Raw genomic sequence first — 23,260 nt, 5'->3', positions numbered from 1 at the left:
CAATCAAGCATAAAATTATATTTAAAATCTATATATAGGAGATGATAACCTTAGACCAATACAATTTCAAAGGCAAAAAAGCCTTGATCAGAGTAGATTTCAACGTACCGTTGAATGACAAATTTGCAATTACTGATTTGACAAGAATCAAAGCGGCAACCCCGACCATCAAAAAAATCTTGAAAGACGGTGGTTCTGCCATCTTGATGAGTCACTTGGGACGACCAAAAAATGGACCTGAAGAGAAATCATCTTTGAAGCACTTGGTACCTACCTTGTCCAAAGCATTTGGCACGACTGTCAAATTCGCCGAGGATTGTATCGGACAAGATGCAGTAGATCTAGCAGCTGGTCTACAAGCCGGCGAAGTGTTGTTGCTCAACAACCTCAGATTCTACAAAGAAGAAGAAAAAGGTGACGAAGCGTTCGCTGAGAAGCTTTCTAAGCTTGGTGACGTCTATGTGAATGATGCCTTCGGTACAGCACACAGAGCACACGCCTCTACTACCATCGTGGCTAAATACTTCAAAGACAAAATCTGTGGCTATGTGATGCAAGCAGAGCTAGACAATGCTGAAAAAGTATTGAATGCTCCTGTGAGACCATTCACAGCGATCATGGGTGGAGCCAAAGTATCCGACAAAATCATGATCATCGAAAAATTGCTCGACAAAGTGGACAATTTGATCATCGGTGGTGGGATGTCATATACTTTCTCCAAAGCCAATGGCGGCAAAATCGGTAACTCACTGTGTGAAGATGACAAAATGGAGTTGACCAAAGAATTGGTTAAAAAAGCAGAAGCCAAAGGGGTAAAATTGTACCTGCCAGTTGACAACATGATCGCTGATGACTTCAACAATGACGCCAATACGAAAGTGGTTGGCAGAGGTGAAATTCCTGACGGATGGGAAGGATTAGATATCGGACCAGAGACTGTCAAGCTTTTCTCCGAAGTTGTTTCTAATTCAAAAACTGTGCTTTGGAACGGCCCAATGGGTGTATTCGAGTTCCCAACATTTGCAGTGGGCACAGAGGCTATCGCTGAGGCAGTAGTAGAAGCCACGATGAACGATGGCTTCTCCTTGATCGGTGGCGGTGATTCTGCCTCTGCGATCAACAACCTCGGGTATGGTGACAAGGTATCTTATGTCTCAACAGGCGGTGGTGCTTTGCTAGAGTACATGGAAGGAAAAGTATTGCCAGGCGTAGCAGCTTTGCAGTCTTAATACCTTCAAGTTCTAAAAATACTAAAAGCGTCTCAATCATGGGACGCTTTTTTTGAATCATGCAGATTCCAATCTTCTAACCTATGAATCCAATCCTAACCCTATTTGGACAAATCGCAGCGCTTGACGACAAAGCATTGACTGATTTCTCCCAGATCATTCGCTTCGATCATTTCTCCAAAAACACCACACTGCTAGAAATTGGCAAAAAGGCCAAATCCATGTTTTACATCCACAAAGGGCTGGCAAGAGCCTATTACTACCATGACGGCAAGGATGTGACTGATTATTTCGCCATAGATGGGCAGTTCATCGGAGCGGTACCCAGCCTATTCACAGGACAACCCAGCCACAAAGGAATCCACCTCATCGAAGCATCCGACATATACCACTTTGATGCCGCAGCGTTTGAAGCATGCTGTGCCAAACACCACTCTCTAGAACATGCCACCAGAATCATCACCTCCTATGCCTTGCTCGACGAACAGGAGAGAATCGAAAGTCTACGTTTTTACTCTGTAAAAGAAAGATACGATCTCATGGAGAAAAAATATCCAGGAATCACCAACAGATGTCCTTTGCACTACATCGCATCCTATCTAGGGACTACACAAGTGAGTATCAGCAGAATCCGTGCAGGAGTCCAGTAGCATTATTTAACATATGTAAAGGCAATTGTAGTGGTCAATAAAGAATTTTGCCTTCACTATGAAACACAAGACCGTAAGCATCTTAGGAGGAGGAATAGCAGGATTGACTACTGCCCTTGCGCTCCAACAAATAGGTATCCAAGCGACCATTTTTGAAAGCAGTCCAGAAATAAAACCCATCGGAGCAGGTTTGGGACTGAGCAAAAATGCCCTGATGGCATTTGAGGTATTGGGTATCCATGATGAGATCTGTCAAAGAGGCAATTTATTACCAGGTTTTGCCATTCTTGACCATAAGGGCAACCCGATCAAACAGACAGACAATAGTCAAGGCCGATTCTCATCACTCTGCACCATTCATCGAGCAGACTTGCAGCAATTTTTGCTCTCCCAATTAGATTCATCCACTGTCCTGTTAGGCAAAAAACTTACAGATGTTGACATTGAACCAAATAAAACAACATTGAACTTTGAGGATGGTAGTCGATATGATACTGACTATTTGATCGTAGCAGATGGGATTCATTCTGCGGTCAGAAAAAAACTGATCCCCCAGTCACTGCCCCGCTATGCAGGATATACCTGTTGGCGCTCGGTCCTCGACCATCCGATGCACATCACACAAGCCACAGAAACATGGGGATCGGCAGGGCGCTTTGGGATCGTACCCCTCAGAGATCACAGAACCTATTGGTACGCCTGCATCAATGCGAGTCAAAACGATCCTCATTTCAAGCATTTTGGCACGCAAGATTTGATCACTCATTTCCAAAACTACCACGACCCAATCCTCAAGATCATCCAACACAGTGATGACAAAAACCTCTTATGGAATGATCTATTTGACATCAAACCTCTCCAAAATTTTGCCTTTGATCGAATCGTGCTCATCGGAGACGCCGCACATGCTAGCACCCCAAACCTAGGGCAAGGAGCTGGTCAAGCCGTAGAAGATGCCGTAGTTCTGGCTCAATGCATGAAACAGCACCAGCACTTTGAGCTGGTATTCAAATCATTCGAGCAACTCCGACTGTCTCGCACACAATGGATCACCGACACTTCCCTCAAGCTAGGGCAATTGGCTCAAATAGAAAATCCGCTGCTCATCAAGCTACGCAATGCAGCTTTCAAAAGGATGCCTAAATTCTTGGATCACCGCCAAATGAAAAAAATAGAAGCTGTTAGTTTTAGCCCGACAGCATTGATAAACTAAATCTATCGTAGAAATTTCTACGAGCTGCTTTTGTTCATCCGATCTATGCTCTAACTTTCTACCCTCATTGGCGCATAGGTCTTCGCAAAAGAAGAAAGTACAACTTTAAAATTTAGAAAATGGTCGTTTGGTCAGGTAGAGGTATCCTCTCAGTATTGGTTTTATTGCTTTCATTTGTTGGTTTTATCATCGTATTGCCCAAAGGATACGAGCTTCACGCAGTTTCTTATGCGCTGTTGATTACAGGTATATTCAGTTGGTTTTTGGGTAAAAGGTGGAACAACCACCCCGGCAGAATCATTATTGACAAAAACACTGGTGAGAAGATTAATCTTAAAACCAACCACAGCATATTCTGGATTCCTATGCAATACTGGGGTATCCTATTCACACTTCTGGGGTTATGGATTTTGTATCTCGAACTTTTTGGCAGTGGCACGGCTCAATAAATGAGTAAACGATGAAAGGCTTTTACACCATTGTCCTTTTGATCCTATCCAACAGTTTTATGACTTTTGCATGGTACGGTCATCTAAAATTTGCTGAATGGAAATGGTTTAGCAAACTGGGGTTGCTTTCTATCATCCTGATCAGCTGGGGCATTGCACTATTTGAGTACCTATTTCAAGTCCCTGCCAACAAGATCGGGTTTCAAAACAATGGCGGACCTTTTTCTCTCATCCAACTCAAAGTCATACAAGAGGTAATCACTTTGATCGTCTTTGCCATTTTTACCTTGGTAGTTTTCAAAACAGAAACTTTTCGCTTCAATCACATCATAGCCTTTGTTCTACTCGTGTTGGCCGTTTACTTCATGTTCAAAAAGTGACGCAGATCATGTTTTGACTTCTGGGGATTGAAAGCTTCTTCTACAGAGTCTGACTATATTTGCCAGCCTGTCAAAATCGAACATCAGTCCAGGACAAAACATGAATATTGAACAAAAATTGCATAACAGAAGTGGATCCAAATGTGAACTATGTAATGCAACTGGCGATCTGTCGGTACACATTGTCACACCCAAAACAGGGCAGGACATCTCTGAAAACGCACTACTATGCGACACTTGTCTGGATCAGGTATTAAATCCTGAAAAATTACAAACACAACATTGGCACTGCCTCAACGAAAGCATGTGGAGCGAAGTACCCGCCGTACAGGTATTGGCATGGAGGACTCTCACGCAACTGATCAACGAGGGCTGGGCTCAAAACCTACTAGAAATGCTCTACCTTGATGAGGAAACCCTGACATGGGCCAAAGATGGCTTGACAGAAAACGGGGAATCAACCGCTCTCAAGCATGTAGATAGCAACGGCGCTCTGCTGTCAGCTGGAGACACTGTGACGCTGATCAAGGATCTCAATGTAAAGGGAGCCAACTTCACTGCCAAGCGTGGTACTGCTGTCCGAAACATCACCTTGACCTACGACAATGCAGAACACATTGAAGGCAAAGTCAATGGTCAGCACATCGTCATCCTTACCAAGTTTGTGAAGAAAAACTAATTCACAGCTCTAGCTAATATCTTATTCATTTTGAATCCCAAATTGTACAATAGCAAACTCCTATTGGTTCGGAAATGAAGATGTGGGATTCACCTAAAAAACTAAACACTTCCATCCCGAACTATCTCCAGACAGAAGAGTAAAAGCCCAGGTTGTTTTGGCCATGACAAAGAACATGAAAACTTCCAGCGGTGATGCTTCTCTAATCTGGACTTTGATGCTAGCTTTGACCTCAGATTCTAACCCACTACCATGGAAGATATGATATTCTATGATAGGCTGCAGTTTGCATTCACTATCACCTTTCACTACCTATTTCCTCAGCTGACCATGGGACTGTCGCTGATCATCGTCTACTTCAAATGGCAGTACCTGAGGACTAAAACCGAGACCTACAATGATGCCGCCAAGTTCTTCATGAAGATCTTTGCCATCAACTTCACAATGGGTGTCATCACAGGCATCCCCATGGAGTTTCAGTTCGGTACCAACTGGGCCAAGTTCTCCGAACTCACAGGCAACATCATCGGACAGACCTTGGCGATGGAGGGTACATTTTCTTTTTTTCTGGAGTCCTCATTTCTAGCACTCTTCATTTTTGGAGAGAAGCTGATGGGGCAAAAGCTGCACCTACTGACGGGCTTTCTGGTCTTTCTGGGTTCATGGGCGAGTGGCTACTTCATCCTCGCCACCAACGCTTGGATGCAGCACCCCGTAGGTTACGAGATCCTCGCCAATGGCCAATTCGTGCTGACGCACTTCACGGCATTATTTAGCAACCCTTGGTTGCTTCCTGCCTTCTTGCACAACCAGATGGCCTCTGTGGTGACCTCTTCCTTTGTCGTGGCGAGCATCGGCGCTTTCTACCTCTTGAGTCAAAAGAACGAGGAGTATGGCAAACTCTTCCTCAAGACAGGCATCCTCTTCGGTTTGGTGTCCAGTCTATTGGTGGCCTTCCCGACTGGTGACTGGAATGCCAAGAATGTCGTCAAGTATCAGCCCGCAGCCTTTGCCGCGATGGAGGGCATCTTCCATACCGAAGACGGAGGCGCAGAGATCGTCCTGATCGGCCAGCCCAACATGGTCGAGAAGAAGCTCGACAACAAAATCGCCGTACCCAACATCCTTAGCTTCCTCACCTACCAAGAATGGGACAAGCAGGTCAAGGGCATGGAGGAGTTTGACAAATCAGAACTCCCACAAAACATCCCCGCACTCTACTATTCCTACCACATGATGGTGGGGCTGGGCACGATCTTCATCGGCGTGATGGCCTTGGCAGCCTTCCTGCTTTGGAGGAAAAAACTGTACAGCTTTGCCCCGCTGCTGTGGGTGATTATGTTCCTGTTTCCCTTCCCCTACATCGCCAACATCACGGGATGGTATGTCGCAGAGCTGGGTCGTCAACCTTATTTAGTCTATGGATTGCTCCGTACAATTGACGGCATCTCTCCTACCGTATCATCAGGCAATACACTGTTCACGCTACTAGGCTTTGTGGGCTTGTACCTCTTACTCGGTCTGTTGTTTTTACTCCTAGTCGGAAAAGCGATCTACGCTGGCCCTAAACCTCAAACACACTAAATCATGGAGATCTTTTGGTATATCATTATCGCTATCGTACTGACTGTATTTTTCATACTGGATGGCTATGATTTTGGCACAGGTATCATTCATTTGTTCATGGCCAAGGAAGAAAAAGACAAAGCAGTCATCGCGAAAGCGGCAGGTTTGTTTTGGGACTCCAACGAGGTCTGGCTCGTTGCAGGGGGAGGCTTGTTGTTCATGGCGTTCCCTACCTTTTATGCCTCGGTGTTCAGTGGTTTTTACTTGCCGCTGATTCTGGTGCTGTGGCTGATGATATTCAGAGCCATTGGACTGGAACTGAGAGGTCAATTTGACTATCCGATGTGGAAAAGTATCTGGGACAAATCATTCGGCGTATCGAGTTTGCTCTTGGCACTATTTTTTGGCATAGCATTGGGCAATGTCGTGCGTGGTGTCAATCTCGGTGGAGTCGAAAACGACATATCTGCCTATGAGGCTCATTATTTTTTCCTCCCACTATGGAATGCGCACTTTAGTCCCGAGCGGACGCACCCCGGAGTGATCGACTGGTTCACCGTCATCATCGGAGTGATCGCCGTGGTGACCCTAGCCATCCATGGCGCCAACTGGATTCGCCTCAAAACCAACTCCTCCATCAACGAAAAACTCAAAACAGTCATCTTCCGATTGAGCTTGGTACTGGTAGCACTGACGATCTTCTCTCTGATCGTATGGCATGTCATTCATCCCCAACCTTTCGGGAACTTTGCAGATAAGCCCCTGTTGATCGTATTTCCGCTCATTTACCTTGCAGGGATAGCAGGCTTGTTCTTCACTAAAAGCGACCGCATGAAGTTTGGGAGTTCGTCTTTGGTCATCGTAGGAGGAATCACCTCTTCCTTGGCCTCTATTTTCCCTATGATCCTGCCCTCCACCAATGATGTGAACGAATCTCTCACCATCTACAATACCAGCACAACCGAATACGGCATGTCAGTAGCAGTGAATTGGATCATCGTAGGTGTACTACTAGGAGCTGTCTATATGTTCATCCAAAAGAGACTCACAGCAGGTAAGATTGACGACATGGATTATGGACATTGATTGTCGCTTGGCGCTACAGTCGACTGACTTGAATCAAGAAAACAAGAATTAAGAATCAAGACAACCATGGACTATTGACCATCGACGACTTTCAAACTTTTAACTTTCAAACTTTCAACCCATTGTGACCGAAACCTCCATTTCCTTACTGAGCATCATCTGTGGCATTGCGGGAGCGAATGGCTTGGGCTGGCTGATGCCTCGCTTCCAATTCGGAATGACGAGCAACAGCATCGCAGGTGTATTTGGGAGCATCTTCTTGATCAAGTCCTTGGGACGAATGGGCTTTGATCCTACTAGCATAGTCGATGGCGGTGAACTCAATCTTCTCCTACTTGTGATCAATCTCTTGGTATCAATCCTAGGTGGCGTGCTTGGCGCATTGGTCTTGAAACTACTAAAGGACAAGATGGGGGACTCGTGACCCTAAGGGGCTTATTTGCAAGCAAACTTTCCCACTTTCAACTTTTGAACTTTATAACTTTTTTTAAACAATTGAATTTGAAGTAATCTTGCAAGCAAAACCAGACACCTGTGAAAAACCTACGGCCTTATCTCCTCATCCTATTCATTCTATCTGCTAACACTTCCCTTTGGGCACAAAAAAACGATGCACAAAGCATGCTATCCCAAGCCCAAGCTTTGTACGAAGACTTGGTTTATGAGGAGGCGTTCAAAGCATTCCAAAAATCCAATGAAAAGGCCAACAGTGAAACAGCACTGCAAGGAATGGTTCGTTCGTTATTCGAGTTAGGCAATCAGTTACAATTCAACGGCAATACAGGAGCTGCCAAGACTAATTACAATCAGGCGCTTGGCCTAGCCAAAACACTGGACAAACAATACCCTGACCGAGCAGACAATCTTCTGCTCCGTGGTCTGATGTACCTCTACAACGAGCAACGAGAAAATGCCAAGACAGACTTTCAATATGTCAACCTTCGTTTTCCTGACAATGGCCGTGCATACTACTACCTCTGGACACAAGAACCCGTCGAAGGACTGGCTAAAACAGAACACTTTTACGTCCAAAAAGCACTTGAAATAGACCCCAAGCTTTTCGAACTGCATCAGGAGCTGGGTTCATACTATGCTGCCATGGACATGGCAGATGAAGCCATTGAGCACTACAACCATGCCTTGGAGATTTCTCCCAAAAACTACAAGGCCAACTTTGCCCTGGGACAGATTTATTGGGCACTCGGTGACTTAGATCAGATGCGCATTCATTTCGAAAATAGTCTTCGTTACTTCCCTGATTTTGCCTATGCACAGATGGCCTTGGCAGGTGTAGAGCTGATGAGTGGCAACCTCACTGCCTCGGTACCTCTGATCCGATCAGCCCTCAAAATCAACCCCGCAACGGATGCTTACCTCGACATGTACATTGAGAATTTTCCTGATCTGGCCAGCTACAACTTCCGAGAAACGGTCGTCTCAGACTCACCTTACGACAACAAAGGCTACCCCAAATATTACCAAGAGGCGGTTACTTTGGCACAATCATTTGACTTTTATGCAGCCATAGAAAAATTTCATCAGTGTCACGATGTCTATAGCAGATTGGAATACAACGAGCCCGCATGGACAGTTTCTATCCTTGCTTGGTTGACTCACTGTTATCGTGAGACTGGCGCATATGCCGATGCTGTCCATACTTCACAGCAGGCGCTCAATCTCGCTGTACAACACAACCTGACAACAGATCAAGCCAGTTTAGCAGCCAATTTATCCATGATCTACTATGCATGGGGAGATTACCCCAACGCACTAAAAACCGGTCGATTGTCTATCCAATACCTATTGGCATATCACCAAGAGGACAAGTTGTACGATGCCTATACCAACCTCGGTGTTTACTATCGCAAGTGGGGACTGTCTGACAGTGCTGTCTATTATCACCAAAAGGCGCTGACTCATGTTGACAAAGCACAAAATGATCTTTTGGCATTGGCCAAAAAAGAATTGGCACTGTCTTACTCTGCAGACCTCCAATATGACAAGGCACAAAAAGCACTTGAAGAAATGCTTGACCTACAAAAAAATCATGACATGAAGGGCCAGGAATCCGCACTAGATTTTGGATCCGCACAAGTGTACTATCAGGCGGGGATGTACAACGAAGCAAATGAATATATAGAAAAGTCCTTCCCTTATTTCCAGAGTTTACAAGAGTCCAACCCTATTCATTTGAGTCTCACACCCTTCATCCAAAACTACATAGGCATCACCGTCAATCTCGATCAAATTGACCTGGCTTATCACAACTATGTCGCCCTGAATTTCAACCTCATTGGTCAGATCAAGGATTTTTTCCCGGCGATGAACGAAAACGGAAAACTGCTGTTCTACAGGGAGGTAAAACAGTATTTCGAATCCTTCAACTCCTTTGCTGTGAATCATACCAACATGAATCAAGAAGTATTGACTCAGATGTATGAAAACCAACTCATGATCAAGGGTCTGCTCTTCAACAACGCAATCAAAATCCAAAGGAGTGTTCTGAATTCGGATGATCAAAACCTAAAAAAGCTATACACACAGCTCATTACCAAAAAGAACCTATTGGCCAGATCCATCACATTTGACGAAGAAGAAAGAAGCTCTCGAAACATCAACGTCGATAAAATACAGCTGCAAATAGACAGCTTGGAAACCCAACTCCTGCGCTCAGATATAAACCTATCTACCAATCAGGTATACGAAGAAAACCTAGTGAAGAAGGTCAAAGGTCAACTCAAACCCAATGAAGCAGCCATCGAAATTGTGAGATTCAGAAATTATGACTTTGCCAAGGGAGGTTCCTTTACCGACCAGGTTCAATACCTCGCCCTGATCCTGCGTGGTGATCGTGACATGATCGACTATGTGATGCTCGACCAAGGCAACGAACTTGAAAACCGCCACTACTTGGCCTATGTCAATGCCATCGAGTATGAACTAGAGGATCGCGTCTCCCATGACTTATTTTGGTCTCCGATCAAAGAAAAACTCGCCCAAATCCAAAAAGCGTATTTCGCTGGTGATGGCATCTACCACAAGATCAATCTCAACACCCTCTACCACAGTCAATCTAACCAATACGTGATCGATCAGCTGGATATCAGGTTGATCACCAGTACAAGAGACCTCCTCAAAACCACTCCAGAACTGCCCAAAAGAGGAGACGTGCTTTTGGTAGGTTTCCCAAGTTTTGAGATGGACAGTGAACCCAATTCTAAGATTGATGTTGATGAAAACATTGACATGATGGGTACGAGGGCATTTACTAGCTTGGAGTACCTGACTCCACTCCCTGGCACCTACTCAGAGGTCAACAAAATCGCCACTTTGCTCAAAAGCTCGAAATGGAAAACCAAGGTACTGACAGGAAACGCTGCACTGGAAGGAACCATCAAAGCAGTCTCCAGCCCTACGATCCTGCACATAGCTACGCATGGCTATTTCGAGGAATCTTCGGATAGAGACAATCCATTGCTCTACTCTGGACTGTTCCTATCAGGTGCCACGAGCAACTACCGATTGAAAAAACAAGAAGGTGAAGATGGAATCTTGACTGCCTATGAAGCCATGCATCTCAATCTCTCACAGACCCAAATGGTCGTGCTATCAGCCTGTGAAACAGGCATGGGTAGAATCGAAAATGGAGAAGGCGTTTATGGTCTGCAAAGAGCCTTTCTCATCGCTGGATCCAAATCCGTGATCATGAGTATGTGGAAAGTCAATGATCAAACCACGATGGAGTTGATGAGCGACTTCTATGCAAGACTCGAAACCGCCAGAGACAAGCATGTAACATTCCGAGAAGCGCAACTGGCACTCAAAGAACTCCATCCTAGTCCCAAATATTGGGGGGCATTCAATATTGTAGGGAAGTAACAAAACACCAGTGATGCGCTACTAGATTCCCTCATCCTCCAACTTCCCATCGCTGTAATAGGATTCATTGAGATTGTGTCCTCTAGTTCCGCTCAGTCTCTTCCAAAAGGACTCTCTCTCCTTGATGGAGACAAAGTTTGGATTGAATGCCGATGAATCATTGATGGTTATGGTCAAGGAGTCTGTATTGAGTTTGCGCAACGTATCGATCACAAAAGGAATCAAAGCGATCGAGGGGTCTACTTTTTTCTTGATAAAACTCCTCAACATTTTGGTTTGAAACGGATCTGTTGCCAGTGCGATTTTATCAAATCCCAGGTTCTTCGATTTTTTATACGAATAATAAATATTCTCTGTGCTGTGCTCTGCTCGAATTTCAGTATAAATCACACTATCAGGCACACCCAGTTTCTGAGCATACAATGCCATGATTTTTGCCTCATAATAGGGAGAATACACAGAACTGCCCGAGTACATGATATTTTTGGCAATCCCTCGATCATACAGATATTTGCTCCAGTACACTCTGCCTCTCATAACCATGTCCCAATCTCCATTTTCGTACGGGATGCCTGGCACCACTATCACATCAAAAGTCTGAGACTCAGCTTCGATCAATAGTTTGCAACAATTGTCTTGAGACACCATGCAGCCCGACATACTGAATAGCAGTAGTACTAAAAAGAGAACATTTTTCATACTCACAATATAAATTGGTTTCTATAAATCACGATATTCTGTTGTAAAAACCTCAAATAATATATATCACATGGTCTCATGATTTAGATCACAAACAATCTTTCTTTTTGATCGGATATTTGTGCTGTACAAAACCTAAATGCCATGAACATTATTAATCACATTCTGATTCCAATTGATTTTTCAAATAGTGCAATGTCTGCAATACAATATGCCATCGGTATGTCCAAAGGAGATCGAAAGATAAAATACACTTTACTCAATGTGTCTTCTGACAAAAATCAATTGACAGAAGTGGAATATAAACTTGATCAAATAGCTTCAGATCTATTTGAGCCCTTTGGTATCCCATGCGAAGTTCTTGTCACTACAGGTCTATTGGCAGATAACATTATCCAACTCAAAGAAAAATTGAAAGTAGATTTAATCATCATGGGTACTGGTGGCAGTGAAAACACAAACAATAAAACTCACACAGTAGAAATTTTGGAAAAAGTAAATTGTCCTGTTTGGATCATCCCAGAAAACACTCATGGTTTTCAATTACGCAACATAGCTATGGCATTAGACGAAAATGAATGGGATAGTCCTGCAGGACTTCGATTTTTTCATGACATAGCCAAATGGTACAATGCCAAAGTACACTTACTCAAAATTGACACTGAAAATCAAATTCAAGGTCCTGCGTCGCTCAAAAAGGAAAGTACGATGGAATACTATTTAGATAATTTGGATTATCACTATTCCTTTCCAAAAAACAGTGACATTGAAGACGGAATCAACACCTATGTATTAGCTCATCAAATTGATACCTTGGCGATCATTCCAAGAATACATGCTGTACACAACCCTCCTTCTAAAGGGAAATTAACCAAAGTTTTAGCATTACACAGCAAAATTCCATTACTAGTCATTGATTAATGATCATGAGATAACCTCATTAGTAGTCTCTTAATCAAGTTTATAAAATAGTTTAATAACCGCCATTCCGAGTAAAATTGATGTTAAATTATAGTCTTTTAGACAGGAATTATTTTCATATTTTATGGATAGTAAAAAAATAAGTTTACCTTTCTAATCTAATTTTATAACTAATACAATGAATAACGGTACAGTAAAGTTCTTTAACGAATCCAAGGGATATGGTTTTGTTATTGATAGTGACACAAAAAAAGAGTACTTCGTACATGTCTCAGGTTTGGTTGACGATGTAAAAGAAGGCGACCATGTCGAATTTGAATTAAAGGAAGGTAAAAAGGGATTGAACGCTGTGAGTGTACGAGCGATTTAATTTTAAGATATACAAACTTTTTTTTCATTACTGAGCCCTGATCAAGTCGGGGCTTTTTCTTTTTTAGCCCACTACCCGATGGTAGGATTCATGACCGCCTGCTTGCAATACCGATTGCGATAATCCAAAGGTGACATGCCAGCAATCTTTTTGAATAGCTCCCTAAATGCCTTCGTATCTGTATAGCCTACTTCATACATGACTTGATTGACACCTGCTCGGTCAGATTCTAACAATTTTTTGGCTGCTTCGACCCTTACTCGCTGTAAATATTCCACAATGGTGTTTGAAGTGGCCTTTTTGAACCTCCGTTCAAAGGTCCGTCTACCAGTAGAAAAGCGATCACAAAGTTCATCGATACTGATTTTTTCAGCAAAATGGGTTTCGATATATTCCTGAGCTTGTACTACGACCTCATCCTCATGATCTTTCTGTCCCTTAAAAATGATGAAGGGAGATTGACTGTGTCGGTTGATGTCGATTTCAAAGATTTTTGAAGAAAGTATGGCCATGTCTCTGTTAACAAATTTCTCGATGAGGTACAGGTTGAGGTTCAAAGAGGAATAAGCACCCCCACTCGTGTAGATACCTTGTTCGTCAGTGATGATTTTGTCATCCACTAGGTTGACGTCTGGATACATATCTCGAAACTCCTTGGTCATCAACCAATGTGTCGCACAGTTCTTTCCATCTAGTAGACCCGTTTTGGCCAGCAAAAAAGCGCCTATGCATAGGCTAGCCACTTCAGCTCCCTTCGCATATTGACCTACAATCCATGGAATAAATGCCTGGTTGAGTTTCAAAACCGTATGAATGTCTCCATGAATAGCAGGAATAATGATAAGATCTGTCTTGCTCACTTCATCAATAGTCGTATCTGGATGGATCCTAAATATACCGTTGCTCAGTTGGTTTCGTTTGGTGAGGCCTACCAGATGTACATCGAAGCGTTGCGATTGACCGACGCGTGCTAAATGACCATTGGTCATGGTAAACATTTTGTATGTAGCCTCTAGATTGCTGAGACTGGTGTCACCTTCTGGTACAAGAATAGAGATGTGCTTCATACAAGCAAGCTACAAACTAATCGTGTCGCGATCAACCCCTCACAATGTCGTATCAGCACAGTATAATTGACAATCATTTTTCGGATTTTTGATAAAACAAAAACAAACAAAACTATGAAACAAGAGTTGTGGCTCAATCTGCCCGTAAGAGATTTAACAAAAACAAAGGCATTTTTCAGTGCATTAGGCTTTGAGGCCTTGCGTGATGCTCCAGAAATGATTGGATTTAAAATCGGAGGAGTTCCTGTCATGATGGTGACCAAAACACAGTTTGAAAAATATGCCTTACAAACAATCACAGATACTACTAAGAGTACAGAAGTACTCATTTCGATAGGTGCGCCTGATAGGGCATATATCGATGATATGGTCTTGAAAGTAGAAGCAGCTGGAGGTAAGGTGTTTTCATCACCCGCTGACATTCAAGGGTGGATGTATGGCTGTGCCTTTGCAGACCTAGATGGTCACCGATGGAATCTCTTGTATATGGATCATCACAAAATGTAAAATGACTAAACATCATTTGCACAATGACTTCAAAACCTTGTCTACCACCATATAAATTGTATCAATACAATGACCAAAATAACTGTCATACCCGATTGTGGAAACGCCCCCAGAAAAAGCTTCCTCAAAGATTTTAACATTGCCTTTGCAACAGGAGATGTGGATTTTATCATCAAGCATGTCAGCGATGATATCCTATGGGAGATCTACGGAGACCAATCCATCCAAGGAAAAGAACAGTTTTCCTTGGAAATCAATGCCATGAAAAGCTATGTAGCAGACGAAGTAGTCATACATACTATCATTACGCACGGCAAAGAAGCTTCACTCAATGGGGAGATGAAAATGGGAGATAAAACGTACGCCTTTTGTGATGTATATCATTTTGCCAGTGCAGGCAGCTCCATCATCAAAGAAATGCACTCATACGTGATCAAAACCTAAACAGTCCTATTCTGGATCAAGCCCACGATCGATGATTCACTGTAGACTAAGCCAATTCCTGCGCAAGGGGCGGTTGTTTCATCGGTTGTGGTTCGTATAGATCTACCTGAGTTTGAACAGCTTCCTCAACACCGACTTTGGTTTTGAATCTCGACAAAATCAACTTCAAGTCATGAGCAATATCCGATAGGGCGCGTGAACGAGAATTATAATCCTTCATGCCCTGCGCTAGTTCTACGGCAGAAGTCGCTACTTGCTCTGTACCTGCGGCGGTTTGCTCAGCGATCACCACGATACTTTCTGTGATACTCACGATCTGGGTAATGTCTCCCTTTTGTGTCGCTGAGGCATCCAAAATATCCTGAGACAGGGATAGTGTATTGGCTGATGACTTGGATATTCTGTAAAACACCTCTTCTGCCTCTTTAGAGATTTTTTCTCCTGAATCTACGGCAGAGCGCATCAAGTCTATTACTTGGGATGCGGACGAGGTATCTTTCTGTACATCCGAAACCAGTATCTCTATTTCTTTGGCAGCCTTCTTAGAATCTTCTGCCAATTTTCTGATTTCTTCTGCTACTACCGCAAATCCTCTTCCAGAATCCCCCGCCTGCGCCGCCTCTATTGCGGCATTGAGTGCCAGCAGATTGGTTTGAGATGAGATATCATTCATAACCCGTAGCACTCTGTTGATTTCCTTGGATCGCTCGGTGAGTACATCCATGGATTGATTGGCTTCCTCTGTGTAGTTCGCAATTTGTGTGATGCTATTGACCATCTCACGCGACATCTTGGCTCCATGCTCACTGTCTTCATAGCCTGTTTTGGCTGCCAAATTGATAGACTCGGACCGCTTCGCCATTTCATCAGATGAGTTTAGAATTGCTTCTACCAGTGTAGAAGATTCATCTACTTTGATTACCTGATTTTGAGCTCCTGCACTCATTTGAGAGGTAGCTGAGGCGATCTCTGAGGTACTGTTTCCCATTTCGGCATTGAGTACCAACATAGCTGACGAAGAATCATTGATTTGATCTGCATGTTCAGATATATTGATCAGCAATTCATTCAACTTGTCTAGTGAACTGTTGAGGTTTTGTGCCAAGAGGGCTATCTCGCCTTTGGTCTCTCCTTGGTACCTAGTCGTAAAATCTCCGTTGGACATATCCTGCACGATTTGATTGACCTGTTCGAAAGGAAGCGTCAGTGACTCCAACAGCTTATTGATAGCCTTGCTAAAATCTTCCCAAACTCCCAATTTGTCATCCAGTGAAACACGAGTTTTTAACTCACCATTTTTACCCGCTTCTCTCACCACATGATGGATTTCCAACAAGGCACGTTTGAGGTTAACTTTTAGCTCTATGAGCGAACTACCCAGTTGATCCTTTTTACCTAGTACATCCAGTTGTGTATCTAGTTTACCTTGCCCTACCTCCAAAGCAAACTGCGTTTTGGCTCTCAAACCTTCAATCAATACATTGAGTGCGCTGTGAGCTTTACCCAGTTCATCCCGAGAATTCACCTTGGCCAAGGTCGGAAATCGACCATTTGCCAATTTGGTTGCACTGCTATTGATAACATTGATATTTCTGGTGATTTTAAATATATGGGTATATAAGATCACCACTCCTATGGCTAGGATGATAATCATCAATACAACCACAGCATATATATTGTACCTGACCTTTCGATCCGCATGTATCCCCACCTTTAAAATGAGGTCGTCTACTGCGGCAGAAAGAGCCATAGAAACCACATTAAGTTCCCCCAAAAGTCCATCGTTCTCGTCCAGTCCGATCACTTGATTCATTTCTACGATTTGATTGAAATTCTTCTGATAGGAATCGATGCGTGCCAAAATCTGATCTCGTTTATCCAAATCTTGCTTTCCTACCTCCATGATGTTGTTTTTCAAATCAATTATACCCTCGTTGAACTTGTCTAAGTACTTCAAATCATGTCTCAGAAAAAAGTCCTTTTCATGCCTTCTTAGCATCAGCATCAGTACTTTATCGTATTCGTAATCGGCGTTTTCCACCTCATGTATGGCTCGACGTAGCCTGCCTTCCATGCCATGATCCTTGAATCCACGCTGGTGCAACTGTAGCGCCAACTGTGACATAATCTCTGAATAACTATGTAAGAGGGCTGCAGTAGAATCTAACTCATCCGCTGCAATTATTTCTTCTTCCCTCAACTGGAAATTGAAAGCCCTGAGACTGTCTATGATTGATTGATTGTTGGTCAGGTTGATAGAATAACCAGTCTCCAAGAAATCAACTTCCCTAAAATCCCTGGTCAAAAACTCATGTTCAAATTGTCGAGCCTGTAGCAGTGACAAGTGCATATCCTGAAGACTGTCCTTCAATGATTCATAATTGGAAATATTCTGAAGGGCAAAATAAGTCCATACCCCAAACAGCAAAGTGAGTAAATAGGAAATGATGAATTTCCCTGAGAGGCCTTTGAAAATCTGCATAGCTGAACCTAATTTTTCATGAATTAACTGCGCTACAAGACTAGGTGATTAGAATGATTGTTGATTCATTCTAATATTAACATTGTGTAAAAAAACAGTTGGCTGACTAGAATAGTGTCATCTGCTGCGACAGACTTCCTTCTAACTCCAAAAGCCTTTTTTTGGCAGACAAGCCTCCCGCATATCCAGTCAAATCTCCATCAGAGCCGATGATGCGATGACAAGGCACCAATATTGAAAGTGCATTGGCTCCATTGGCAGAGGCCACTGCGCGGATCGCTCCCACATTGTTTAGTTTTTGTGCGAGTCCCATATAGGATTGAGTTTCACCAAACGGTATCAGTATCAGTTCGTTCCATACGTGCTTTTGAAAATCAGACCCTAGCATTAAAAGTGGGATATCAAATGTTCTTCGCTCCTTTCGGAAATATTCCTCTAGCTGCGTGATACATTGAGAGATCACCTGATCCTCTTGCTCCACGTAAACAGCATTCACAGCAGCCTGAATACGCTTGTCAACAGTTGGGCGCATTTTGCGGTATCGCCAGTCACATATACAAAGTTGATTTTCATAAGCACCCAACAACAGCTCGCCTACTGGACTATGATAATACTGAATAGAAATAAAGTTTTGCATGGTTTGTATCAGTGTTCATATGCTCAAAACAGCATATTGATCCTATACGTTACATTTGAAGCCACTGTTCGTCCAGTGACAAAACTAAGTATCTGCGAAGGTAACTCACTGCTGAACGACCTCCACTTTGTAGGCAGTCTGGTTCTCTCCATGTGTATTCAAAATTCCTTTGATCGGTGCACAGTCGTCATAGTCAACCCCATGACAGACCTTGACATAGTTGCTATCACGCAACAAGTTGTTGGTTGGATCATAGCCTTGCCAACCTTTGCCTGGAATGAAAGCCTCTACCCATGCATGCATCATGGCGGATCCTACATAGCCCGCCCCCTGATTCAAATAACCAGAGACATAACGAGCTGGGATGCCGTTGGCCCTGCACGAAGCAATGAATACTTGAGCAAAATCCTGACATACGCCATTTTTTTGCTGAAATGTGTCTTGAGGTGTATTGGAAAAACTATTCACATCGTCATTGAACTGAAACTGTGTATAGATATAGGCATTCAAATCCTTGAGATAGGATTCGCATGTTTGATCATGGGATTTGACCAAATCTTTGGGTAAGCTGGCCAAATCTATAAAAGTACTTGGCGTCATATCCAAAAATGTATGATGATCTATCTTGAAATCTAACGAATGAATTAAATCCTTTTCTTCCTCCACAGCCACATCCAAAGACTGGTACGGATTGATCGGTGCGACCTCCACGTGACAAACCACTGTGACATCCAGTTGATCAAAACGCTTGGCAATCCGAAGCATCAACTGATTAAATCCGAACAAATTGGGCTGCAGATAAAAATCCTCACACAGGTTGTTTTTGGCAGAATACGACAACAGTTGTTGTTGCTCGTTAGAGATAGGAATGACCTTCAAAGCGAACAACGCCTCTTTGACGATATTCTCGTACGAGTTGGTTGTCTGATACGTCAGTTTGTATTTGGACATGGGTCAATGATTCAAATATTCTTTGCTTAGCAAACTATTCAAATCATTGAGATATACGAGTGTTTTGTTCAAAAAACTCAACGGGTCGTCAGCAAATTCTTCTACGGTCAGGTATTTCAAATATTCGCTCATGCGCCCAATATTCCACTCTATGCTATCTTTTTCGATACCCTTATTGGGAGCTACTTGTAGGATGTGCTTGCGCAACGAGCTCACATTGTAGGTGATAGATCGTGGAAACCGGGCATTCAACACCATAAATTCCAAAGTCTCCTTTTGCTGTGGCAAGATAGAATACTCTCGATGATACATATCCAGTCCTTCTGCTGATTTGAGCAGAGTGACCAGCTGAAAACTTTCAACAGATTTGTTGTCCCTCTCCTTGACTCGCTTAATGTCTTCAAACTTGCTAATCAAGATTCGGGTGATTTGTGTTGCACGTTCTATATGAAGTCCCATTTTGGCGAATGCCCACACCTCGTCGTGCAGCATCGTAGATTGGATACGGTTCTTGATGATGGCGCAGTTTTCGATCGTGGTGTGTGTAAAATCAAAGAGGCCCTGTGTCTTGTAATAATCCTCAGGATAGTCATTGATAAACCTGTAAAACTTGTTGATTGCATTCCATACTTCTCGGGAAATCAAATCTCTTGCACCACGGGCATTTTCTCTTGCAAAATGCATACAAGACTTGATTGATGCCTGGTTGGACTCATCCATCGCCACAGCTACTAGAATCTCCTCCTCAAAGGCATAGCCCTCACCTTCACTATCTATGCCCACCATGTTGGCGATGCTCTTCAGTGCCAAATCTCTCTGGTAATCGGAAGTGGTATCCAAGGCCGAAAAATATTGGATATTCAAATACCTGCTCAGGTGTTCCGTTCTTTCTATATATCTACCCAACCAATAAAGGTTGTCTGCTACTCTTGCCAACATAACTTTTCAATTTTATTATTCAACATCCGCTACCCATGTATCCTTGGACCCTCCACCTTGCGAGGAGTTCACGATCAAGCTATCCTTCTTGAGTGCGACTCGTGTCAGACCTCCCTTGAGGATGTATTGGTAATCATGCCCCAATAGGGTGAAAGCTCTCAAATCGACGTGTCTCGGTTCGAAACAATTGGACTCCTCGATGAAGGTCGAATGTGTCGATAGATTCATGATCGGTTGCGCTACATACTCTCTTGGGTCGCTTTTAATCTTTTGTTTCATCTCTTCGATTTCGGCCTTGCTGGCACCACTCCCGATGAAAATACCATAACCGCCACTTTGATCCACGGGCTTGATCACCAGATTCTCCATGTTGTTGAGGACGTGATCCATCTCAGCAGGGATTTCGCACTGATAGGTATGTACATTGTTGAGAATCGGATCTTCGTCCAAGTAATACTTGATGATTTGAGGAATGAAAGAATAAACCGCCTTGTCATCAGATGCACCTGTACCAGGAGCATTGATGATACTGACATTGCCCTGTCTATAGACATCCATCAATCCTGGTACGCCGAGCATAGAATCAGCACGGTACACCAATGGATCCAAAAACTCATCATCCACTCGACGATAGAGTACATCCAGTTTCTTCTTGCCATAGATGGTCTTCATGTACAAAAAGCCATGATCCACAAACAAATCTCGCCCCTCGACTAGCTGTAATCCCATGCTTTGCGCCAAGAAGCTATGTTCGAAGTAAGCGGCATTGTACATACCTGGCGTCAATACCGCACATGTGGCACTATCTACGCCCTCTGGCGCTACAGAATGAAGACAGGTAGACAATGCCTCTGCATAATCAAAGACCGTCCCAACACGGAGCTCCTTAAACAAAAGGGACAAAGCCTTTTTGAGTGCGTCGCGATTGCTCAATACATAGCTCACTCCAGAGGGACATCTGACATTATCCTCTAGGACATAAAATTTGCCATCGCTGTGTTTGATCAAATCCGTACCCGAGATATGGTTATAGATTCCTCCTGGAGGCTCAAAATCTACCATGTACTTGTTGTAATTCACAGAGGAAAATATCAACTCCGAAGGGACGACCTTATCCTTGAGAATTTTCTTATCGTTATAGATATCCTTCAAAAACAGGTTGATCGCCAAATTTCTCTGAATCAATCCCTTTTCCAACTCTGCCCATTCTGTACTCGTGATGATTCGTGGCATCAGGTCAAACGGAAAAATCCTCTCCGTACCCTTGGGGTTTTCCGCATAGGTCGCAAACGTGATCCCTTGCATCAAGAAGGATAATTTGGTCGCGTCATTGACTTTCCTGAAGTCCTCCGAATTGTACTTATTAAAGTGACTGTAAAGTTTTTTATAGGGTTTTTTGATCGTTCCGTTATGGTCAAAAACCTCATCCAAGAGGTGTTCTTTGACCCGATATGACTGTAATATTTTTTCCTCCATACACCTAAGCTTTTCGTGCCTGTCTCGTTTCGTTATTCGACAAAAGTAGTCTGCGACCACCTAAATAGTTATGGCTTATACGTATCAAAACCAGCTCTTTAGTCAGTTAAAAACCTGCGTGTTGTCATATTGTAAAAAGCTAGAAATTCTACTAGCAAATCACACTACACAAACACCAGCGTCTCCTAGTAAATTGAGAATTAATAGGGAATTATCTACTATAAATAGCAGATATATTGAAAAAATCACAACGAATTTGGTATTGGCTTGCTAGATGTCTGTAGATGATTTGATTTCATGTGAGAGACAAATCCCTTTTTTTCTCTCTTGTCACCAACTACGCACCATTGAAATTATACAATAGCTGGTCTGCTCCAGTGGAACTGTCATTGCTCTAGGATTCTAACTGCGATTCAACCAACAGGGTCAGCAGTTACTGTCTTCTTCTACAGTCTACCTATGATGATCCTCCCATCTAAGAAATGTGTGAGCAGGATTGAGCTTACGAAACTATTCGGACTTTTCGTCCTACTTGATCTAAAAGTCCTGACATAAAGAACATTCACTTCTTATTCGTCACAAACATGCTAGCTCCTCCCGTAAATTTTGAATTGTAGAATTCGACTATCTTTCTAATGTCTTCTTTGTCACTCAAATCCACTTGATGGAATTTAAAATACTCAGCCATTTGTGCAGCGTACTCCTCCTCAAACAAATTAAGAAACTCCTTTTTGTTGATCGGGAGTGAATGTATGACCCCATTGTCATAAGTATAAAATGGCGGATACACCATTTCGTCATGTTCTGCGAATTTCAATCCCTCTCTGTAAATCAGTGTCATTTTGCCCTCAGAGAGTACCTCAAAAAAGAAACTGTTGCTATTCATCCCAAAAGCTCCCGTAAGGTATTTAGCTGATAGTCCAGTTTGCTGATCCAAAGTAGTTGCACTTTTCACTTTGTCAGCAGTCCAGTTGTAGATGTTTCTTCCAGATCTAATCATCAGATCATTTCTTTCCATGTTCAAACTCACCTCACCAAGTATCGTGTCATTGTGAGTCACCACATGTCCGCTAGTCAATACAGCATCAGACTGGGCACAAATACCGATGGATAACATTAGAGATAGGATGCTAAATAGGAGTTTTCTTTTCATGGCTGCATTTGTCAATCACACAAATCAAACATGCATTGATAAGAAAAAACACCTCGACACGAGACCTTAATCAAAGGTTAATCTGAGACCATCTTCTCTGCCAAAAACTTAACTTATTGATAATCTAACTCACCCGATTTTCAGTCCATTCATGACTGTGCTATCGGGACGAATCAAGGTCACCTCCCCGTCTGTCCCTACCGCACCTAGCACCAGACACTCACTCATCAAGTTGGCAATCTGCTTGGGTGGAAAATTGACAACAGCCAGTACTTGTCTTCCTACCAATTGTTCAGGTTCATACAATTTCGTGATTTGGGCAGAAGTCTTGCGGACACCCAGTTCTCCAAAGTCAATTTGCAATCGGTAGGCAGGCTTGATCGCCTCTGCAAAAACCTCAGCACTGACAACTGTCCCAACCCGAATATCCACTCGTTCAAATTCTTTCCAGGTCAAATCGTTTTTCATGTATATGAAGTTAAA

Annotated in this window: 23 protein-coding genes; 14 read left to right on the top strand and 9 right to left on the bottom strand. The window is 43.1% G+C overall.

Translation table 11 applies throughout. From position 1 onward, the window contains the following. Positions 1–41: 41 nt before the first annotated feature. The 10 genes from N6H18_RS11500 (at position 42) to N6H18_RS11455 (ending at position 11,131) form a co-directional block, all read left to right on the top strand. Complete coding sequence (locus N6H18_RS11500; protein WP_262308421.1) at positions 42–1,229, top strand: phosphoglycerate kinase; 1,188 nt, start codon at positions 42–44, stop codon at positions 1,227–1,229. A gap of 83 nt (positions 1,230–1,312) precedes the next feature. After that, the gene (locus N6H18_RS11495; RefSeq protein WP_262308420.1) at positions 1,313–1,879 is read left to right on the top strand and encodes a Crp/Fnr family transcriptional regulator; all 567 of its coding nucleotides are present in this window, start codon (positions 1,313–1,315) and stop codon (positions 1,877–1,879) included. Positions 1,880–1,937: 58 nt separating this feature from the next. Beyond that, a complete protein-coding gene (locus N6H18_RS11490) occupies positions 1,938–3,092 on the top strand; it encodes an FAD-dependent monooxygenase (RefSeq protein ID WP_262308419.1) in 1,155 nt (384 codons plus the stop codon). A 119-nt stretch (positions 3,093–3,211) separates the two neighbouring features. Further along, positions 3,212–3,541, top strand: a complete 330-nt coding sequence (locus tag N6H18_RS11485; protein WP_262308418.1) for a hypothetical protein — start codon at positions 3,212–3,214, stop codon at positions 3,539–3,541. A gap of 11 nt (positions 3,542–3,552) precedes the next feature. Then, on the top strand, positions 3,553–3,921 hold the full coding sequence (locus N6H18_RS11480; RefSeq protein WP_262308417.1) for a DMT family protein: 369 nt from the start codon (positions 3,553–3,555) through the stop codon (positions 3,919–3,921). Between the two features lie 100 nt (positions 3,922–4,021). Beyond that, positions 4,022–4,600, top strand: a complete 579-nt coding sequence (locus tag N6H18_RS11475; protein WP_262308416.1) for a PhnA domain-containing protein — start codon at positions 4,022–4,024, stop codon at positions 4,598–4,600. Between the two features lie 252 nt (positions 4,601–4,852). Then, a complete protein-coding gene (locus N6H18_RS11470) occupies positions 4,853–6,184 on the top strand; it encodes a cytochrome ubiquinol oxidase subunit I (RefSeq protein ID WP_262308415.1) in 1,332 nt (443 codons plus the stop codon). Between the two features lie 3 nt (positions 6,185–6,187). Then, positions 6,188–7,252 carry a cytochrome d ubiquinol oxidase subunit II gene (cydB, locus tag N6H18_RS11465; protein ID WP_262308414.1) on the top strand — a complete coding sequence of 355 codons (1,065 nt, stop codon included), beginning with the start codon at positions 6,188–6,190 and terminating at the stop codon, positions 7,250–7,252. Between the two features lie 124 nt (positions 7,253–7,376). Further along, a complete protein-coding gene (locus tag N6H18_RS11460; protein ID WP_262308413.1) occupies positions 7,377–7,676 on the top strand; it encodes a hypothetical protein in 300 nt (99 codons plus the stop codon). Between the two features lie 110 nt (positions 7,677–7,786). Next, complete coding sequence (locus N6H18_RS11455; RefSeq protein WP_262308412.1) at positions 7,787–11,131, top strand: CHAT domain-containing protein; 3,345 nt, start codon at positions 7,787–7,789, stop codon at positions 11,129–11,131. Between the two features lie 21 nt (positions 11,132–11,152). Here N6H18_RS11455 and N6H18_RS11450 read toward each other — a convergent pair whose 3' ends face one another. Next, entirely contained in the window at positions 11,153–11,830 is a 678-nt protein-coding gene (locus N6H18_RS11450) for a YdcF family protein (RefSeq protein ID WP_262308411.1), read from the bottom strand. Between the two features lie 144 nt (positions 11,831–11,974). Between N6H18_RS11450 and N6H18_RS11445 the strand changes: the two genes are divergently transcribed. Both N6H18_RS11445 and N6H18_RS11440 read left to right on the top strand, forming a co-directional pair. Further along, a complete protein-coding gene (locus N6H18_RS11445; RefSeq protein ID WP_262308410.1) occupies positions 11,975–12,751 on the top strand; it encodes a universal stress protein in 777 nt (258 codons plus the stop codon). A gap of 178 nt (positions 12,752–12,929) precedes the next feature. Next, entirely contained in the window at positions 12,930–13,121 is a 192-nt protein-coding gene (locus N6H18_RS11440; RefSeq protein ID WP_262308409.1) for a cold-shock protein, read from the top strand. A 71-nt stretch (positions 13,122–13,192) separates the two neighbouring features. Here the strand turns inward: N6H18_RS11440 and N6H18_RS11435 are convergent, their stop codons facing one another. Continuing rightward, positions 13,193–14,188, bottom strand: coding sequence for a GlxA family transcriptional regulator (locus N6H18_RS11435; protein WP_262308408.1), 996 nt, complete (start codon positions 14,186–14,188; stop codon positions 13,193–13,195). 114 nt (positions 14,189–14,302) lie between these two features. Here N6H18_RS11435 and N6H18_RS11430 point away from each other — a divergent pair, with 114 nt between their 5' ends. Beyond that, entirely contained in the window at positions 14,303–14,695 is a 393-nt protein-coding gene (locus tag N6H18_RS11430; RefSeq protein ID WP_262308407.1) for a VOC family protein, read from the top strand. 69 nt (positions 14,696–14,764) lie between these two features. After that, entirely contained in the window at positions 14,765–15,139 is a 375-nt protein-coding gene (locus N6H18_RS11425) for a nuclear transport factor 2 family protein (protein WP_262308406.1), read from the top strand. Between the two features lie 46 nt (positions 15,140–15,185). On the opposite strand, the gene N6H18_RS11420 is transcribed toward N6H18_RS11425, so the two are convergent. The 7 genes from N6H18_RS11420 to N6H18_RS11390 form a co-directional block, all read right to left on the bottom strand. After that, positions 15,186–17,621: a methyl-accepting chemotaxis protein gene (locus N6H18_RS11420; protein ID WP_262308405.1), complete on the bottom strand. Its 2,436-nt coding sequence runs from the start codon at positions 17,619–17,621 to the stop codon at positions 15,186–15,188. Between the two features lie 106 nt (positions 17,622–17,727). Continuing rightward, positions 17,728–18,258, bottom strand: a complete 531-nt coding sequence (locus tag N6H18_RS11415; protein ID WP_262308404.1) for a methylated-DNA--[protein]-cysteine S-methyltransferase — start codon at positions 18,256–18,258, stop codon at positions 17,728–17,730. A 105-nt stretch (positions 18,259–18,363) separates the two neighbouring features. Beyond that, positions 18,364–19,209, bottom strand: coding sequence for a transglutaminase-like domain-containing protein (locus N6H18_RS11410; protein WP_262308403.1), 846 nt, complete (start codon positions 19,207–19,209; stop codon positions 18,364–18,366). 3 nt (positions 19,210–19,212) lie between these two features. Next, positions 19,213–20,148, bottom strand: coding sequence for an alpha-E domain-containing protein (locus tag N6H18_RS11405; protein WP_262308402.1), 936 nt, complete (start codon positions 20,146–20,148; stop codon positions 19,213–19,215). Between the two features lie 15 nt (positions 20,149–20,163). Continuing rightward, positions 20,164–21,624, bottom strand: a complete 1,461-nt coding sequence (locus N6H18_RS11400) for a circularly permuted type 2 ATP-grasp protein (RefSeq protein ID WP_262308401.1) — start codon at positions 21,622–21,624, stop codon at positions 20,164–20,166. A gap of 562 nt (positions 21,625–22,186) precedes the next feature. Next, a complete protein-coding gene (locus tag N6H18_RS11395; protein WP_262308400.1) occupies positions 22,187–22,777 on the bottom strand; it encodes a hypothetical protein in 591 nt (196 codons plus the stop codon). Positions 22,778–22,906: 129 nt separating this feature from the next. Next, positions 22,907–23,245: a tRNA-binding protein gene (locus N6H18_RS11390; RefSeq protein ID WP_262308399.1), complete on the bottom strand. Its 339-nt coding sequence runs from the start codon at positions 23,243–23,245 to the stop codon at positions 22,907–22,909. Positions 23,246–23,260: the final 15 nt, after the last annotated feature.

This window comes from Reichenbachiella agarivorans, from assembly GCF_025502585.1.
Lineage (GTDB): Bacteria > Bacteroidota > Bacteroidia > Cytophagales > Cyclobacteriaceae > Reichenbachiella > Reichenbachiella agarivorans.
This window is presented reverse-complemented; position numbering and strand designations above follow the sequence as displayed.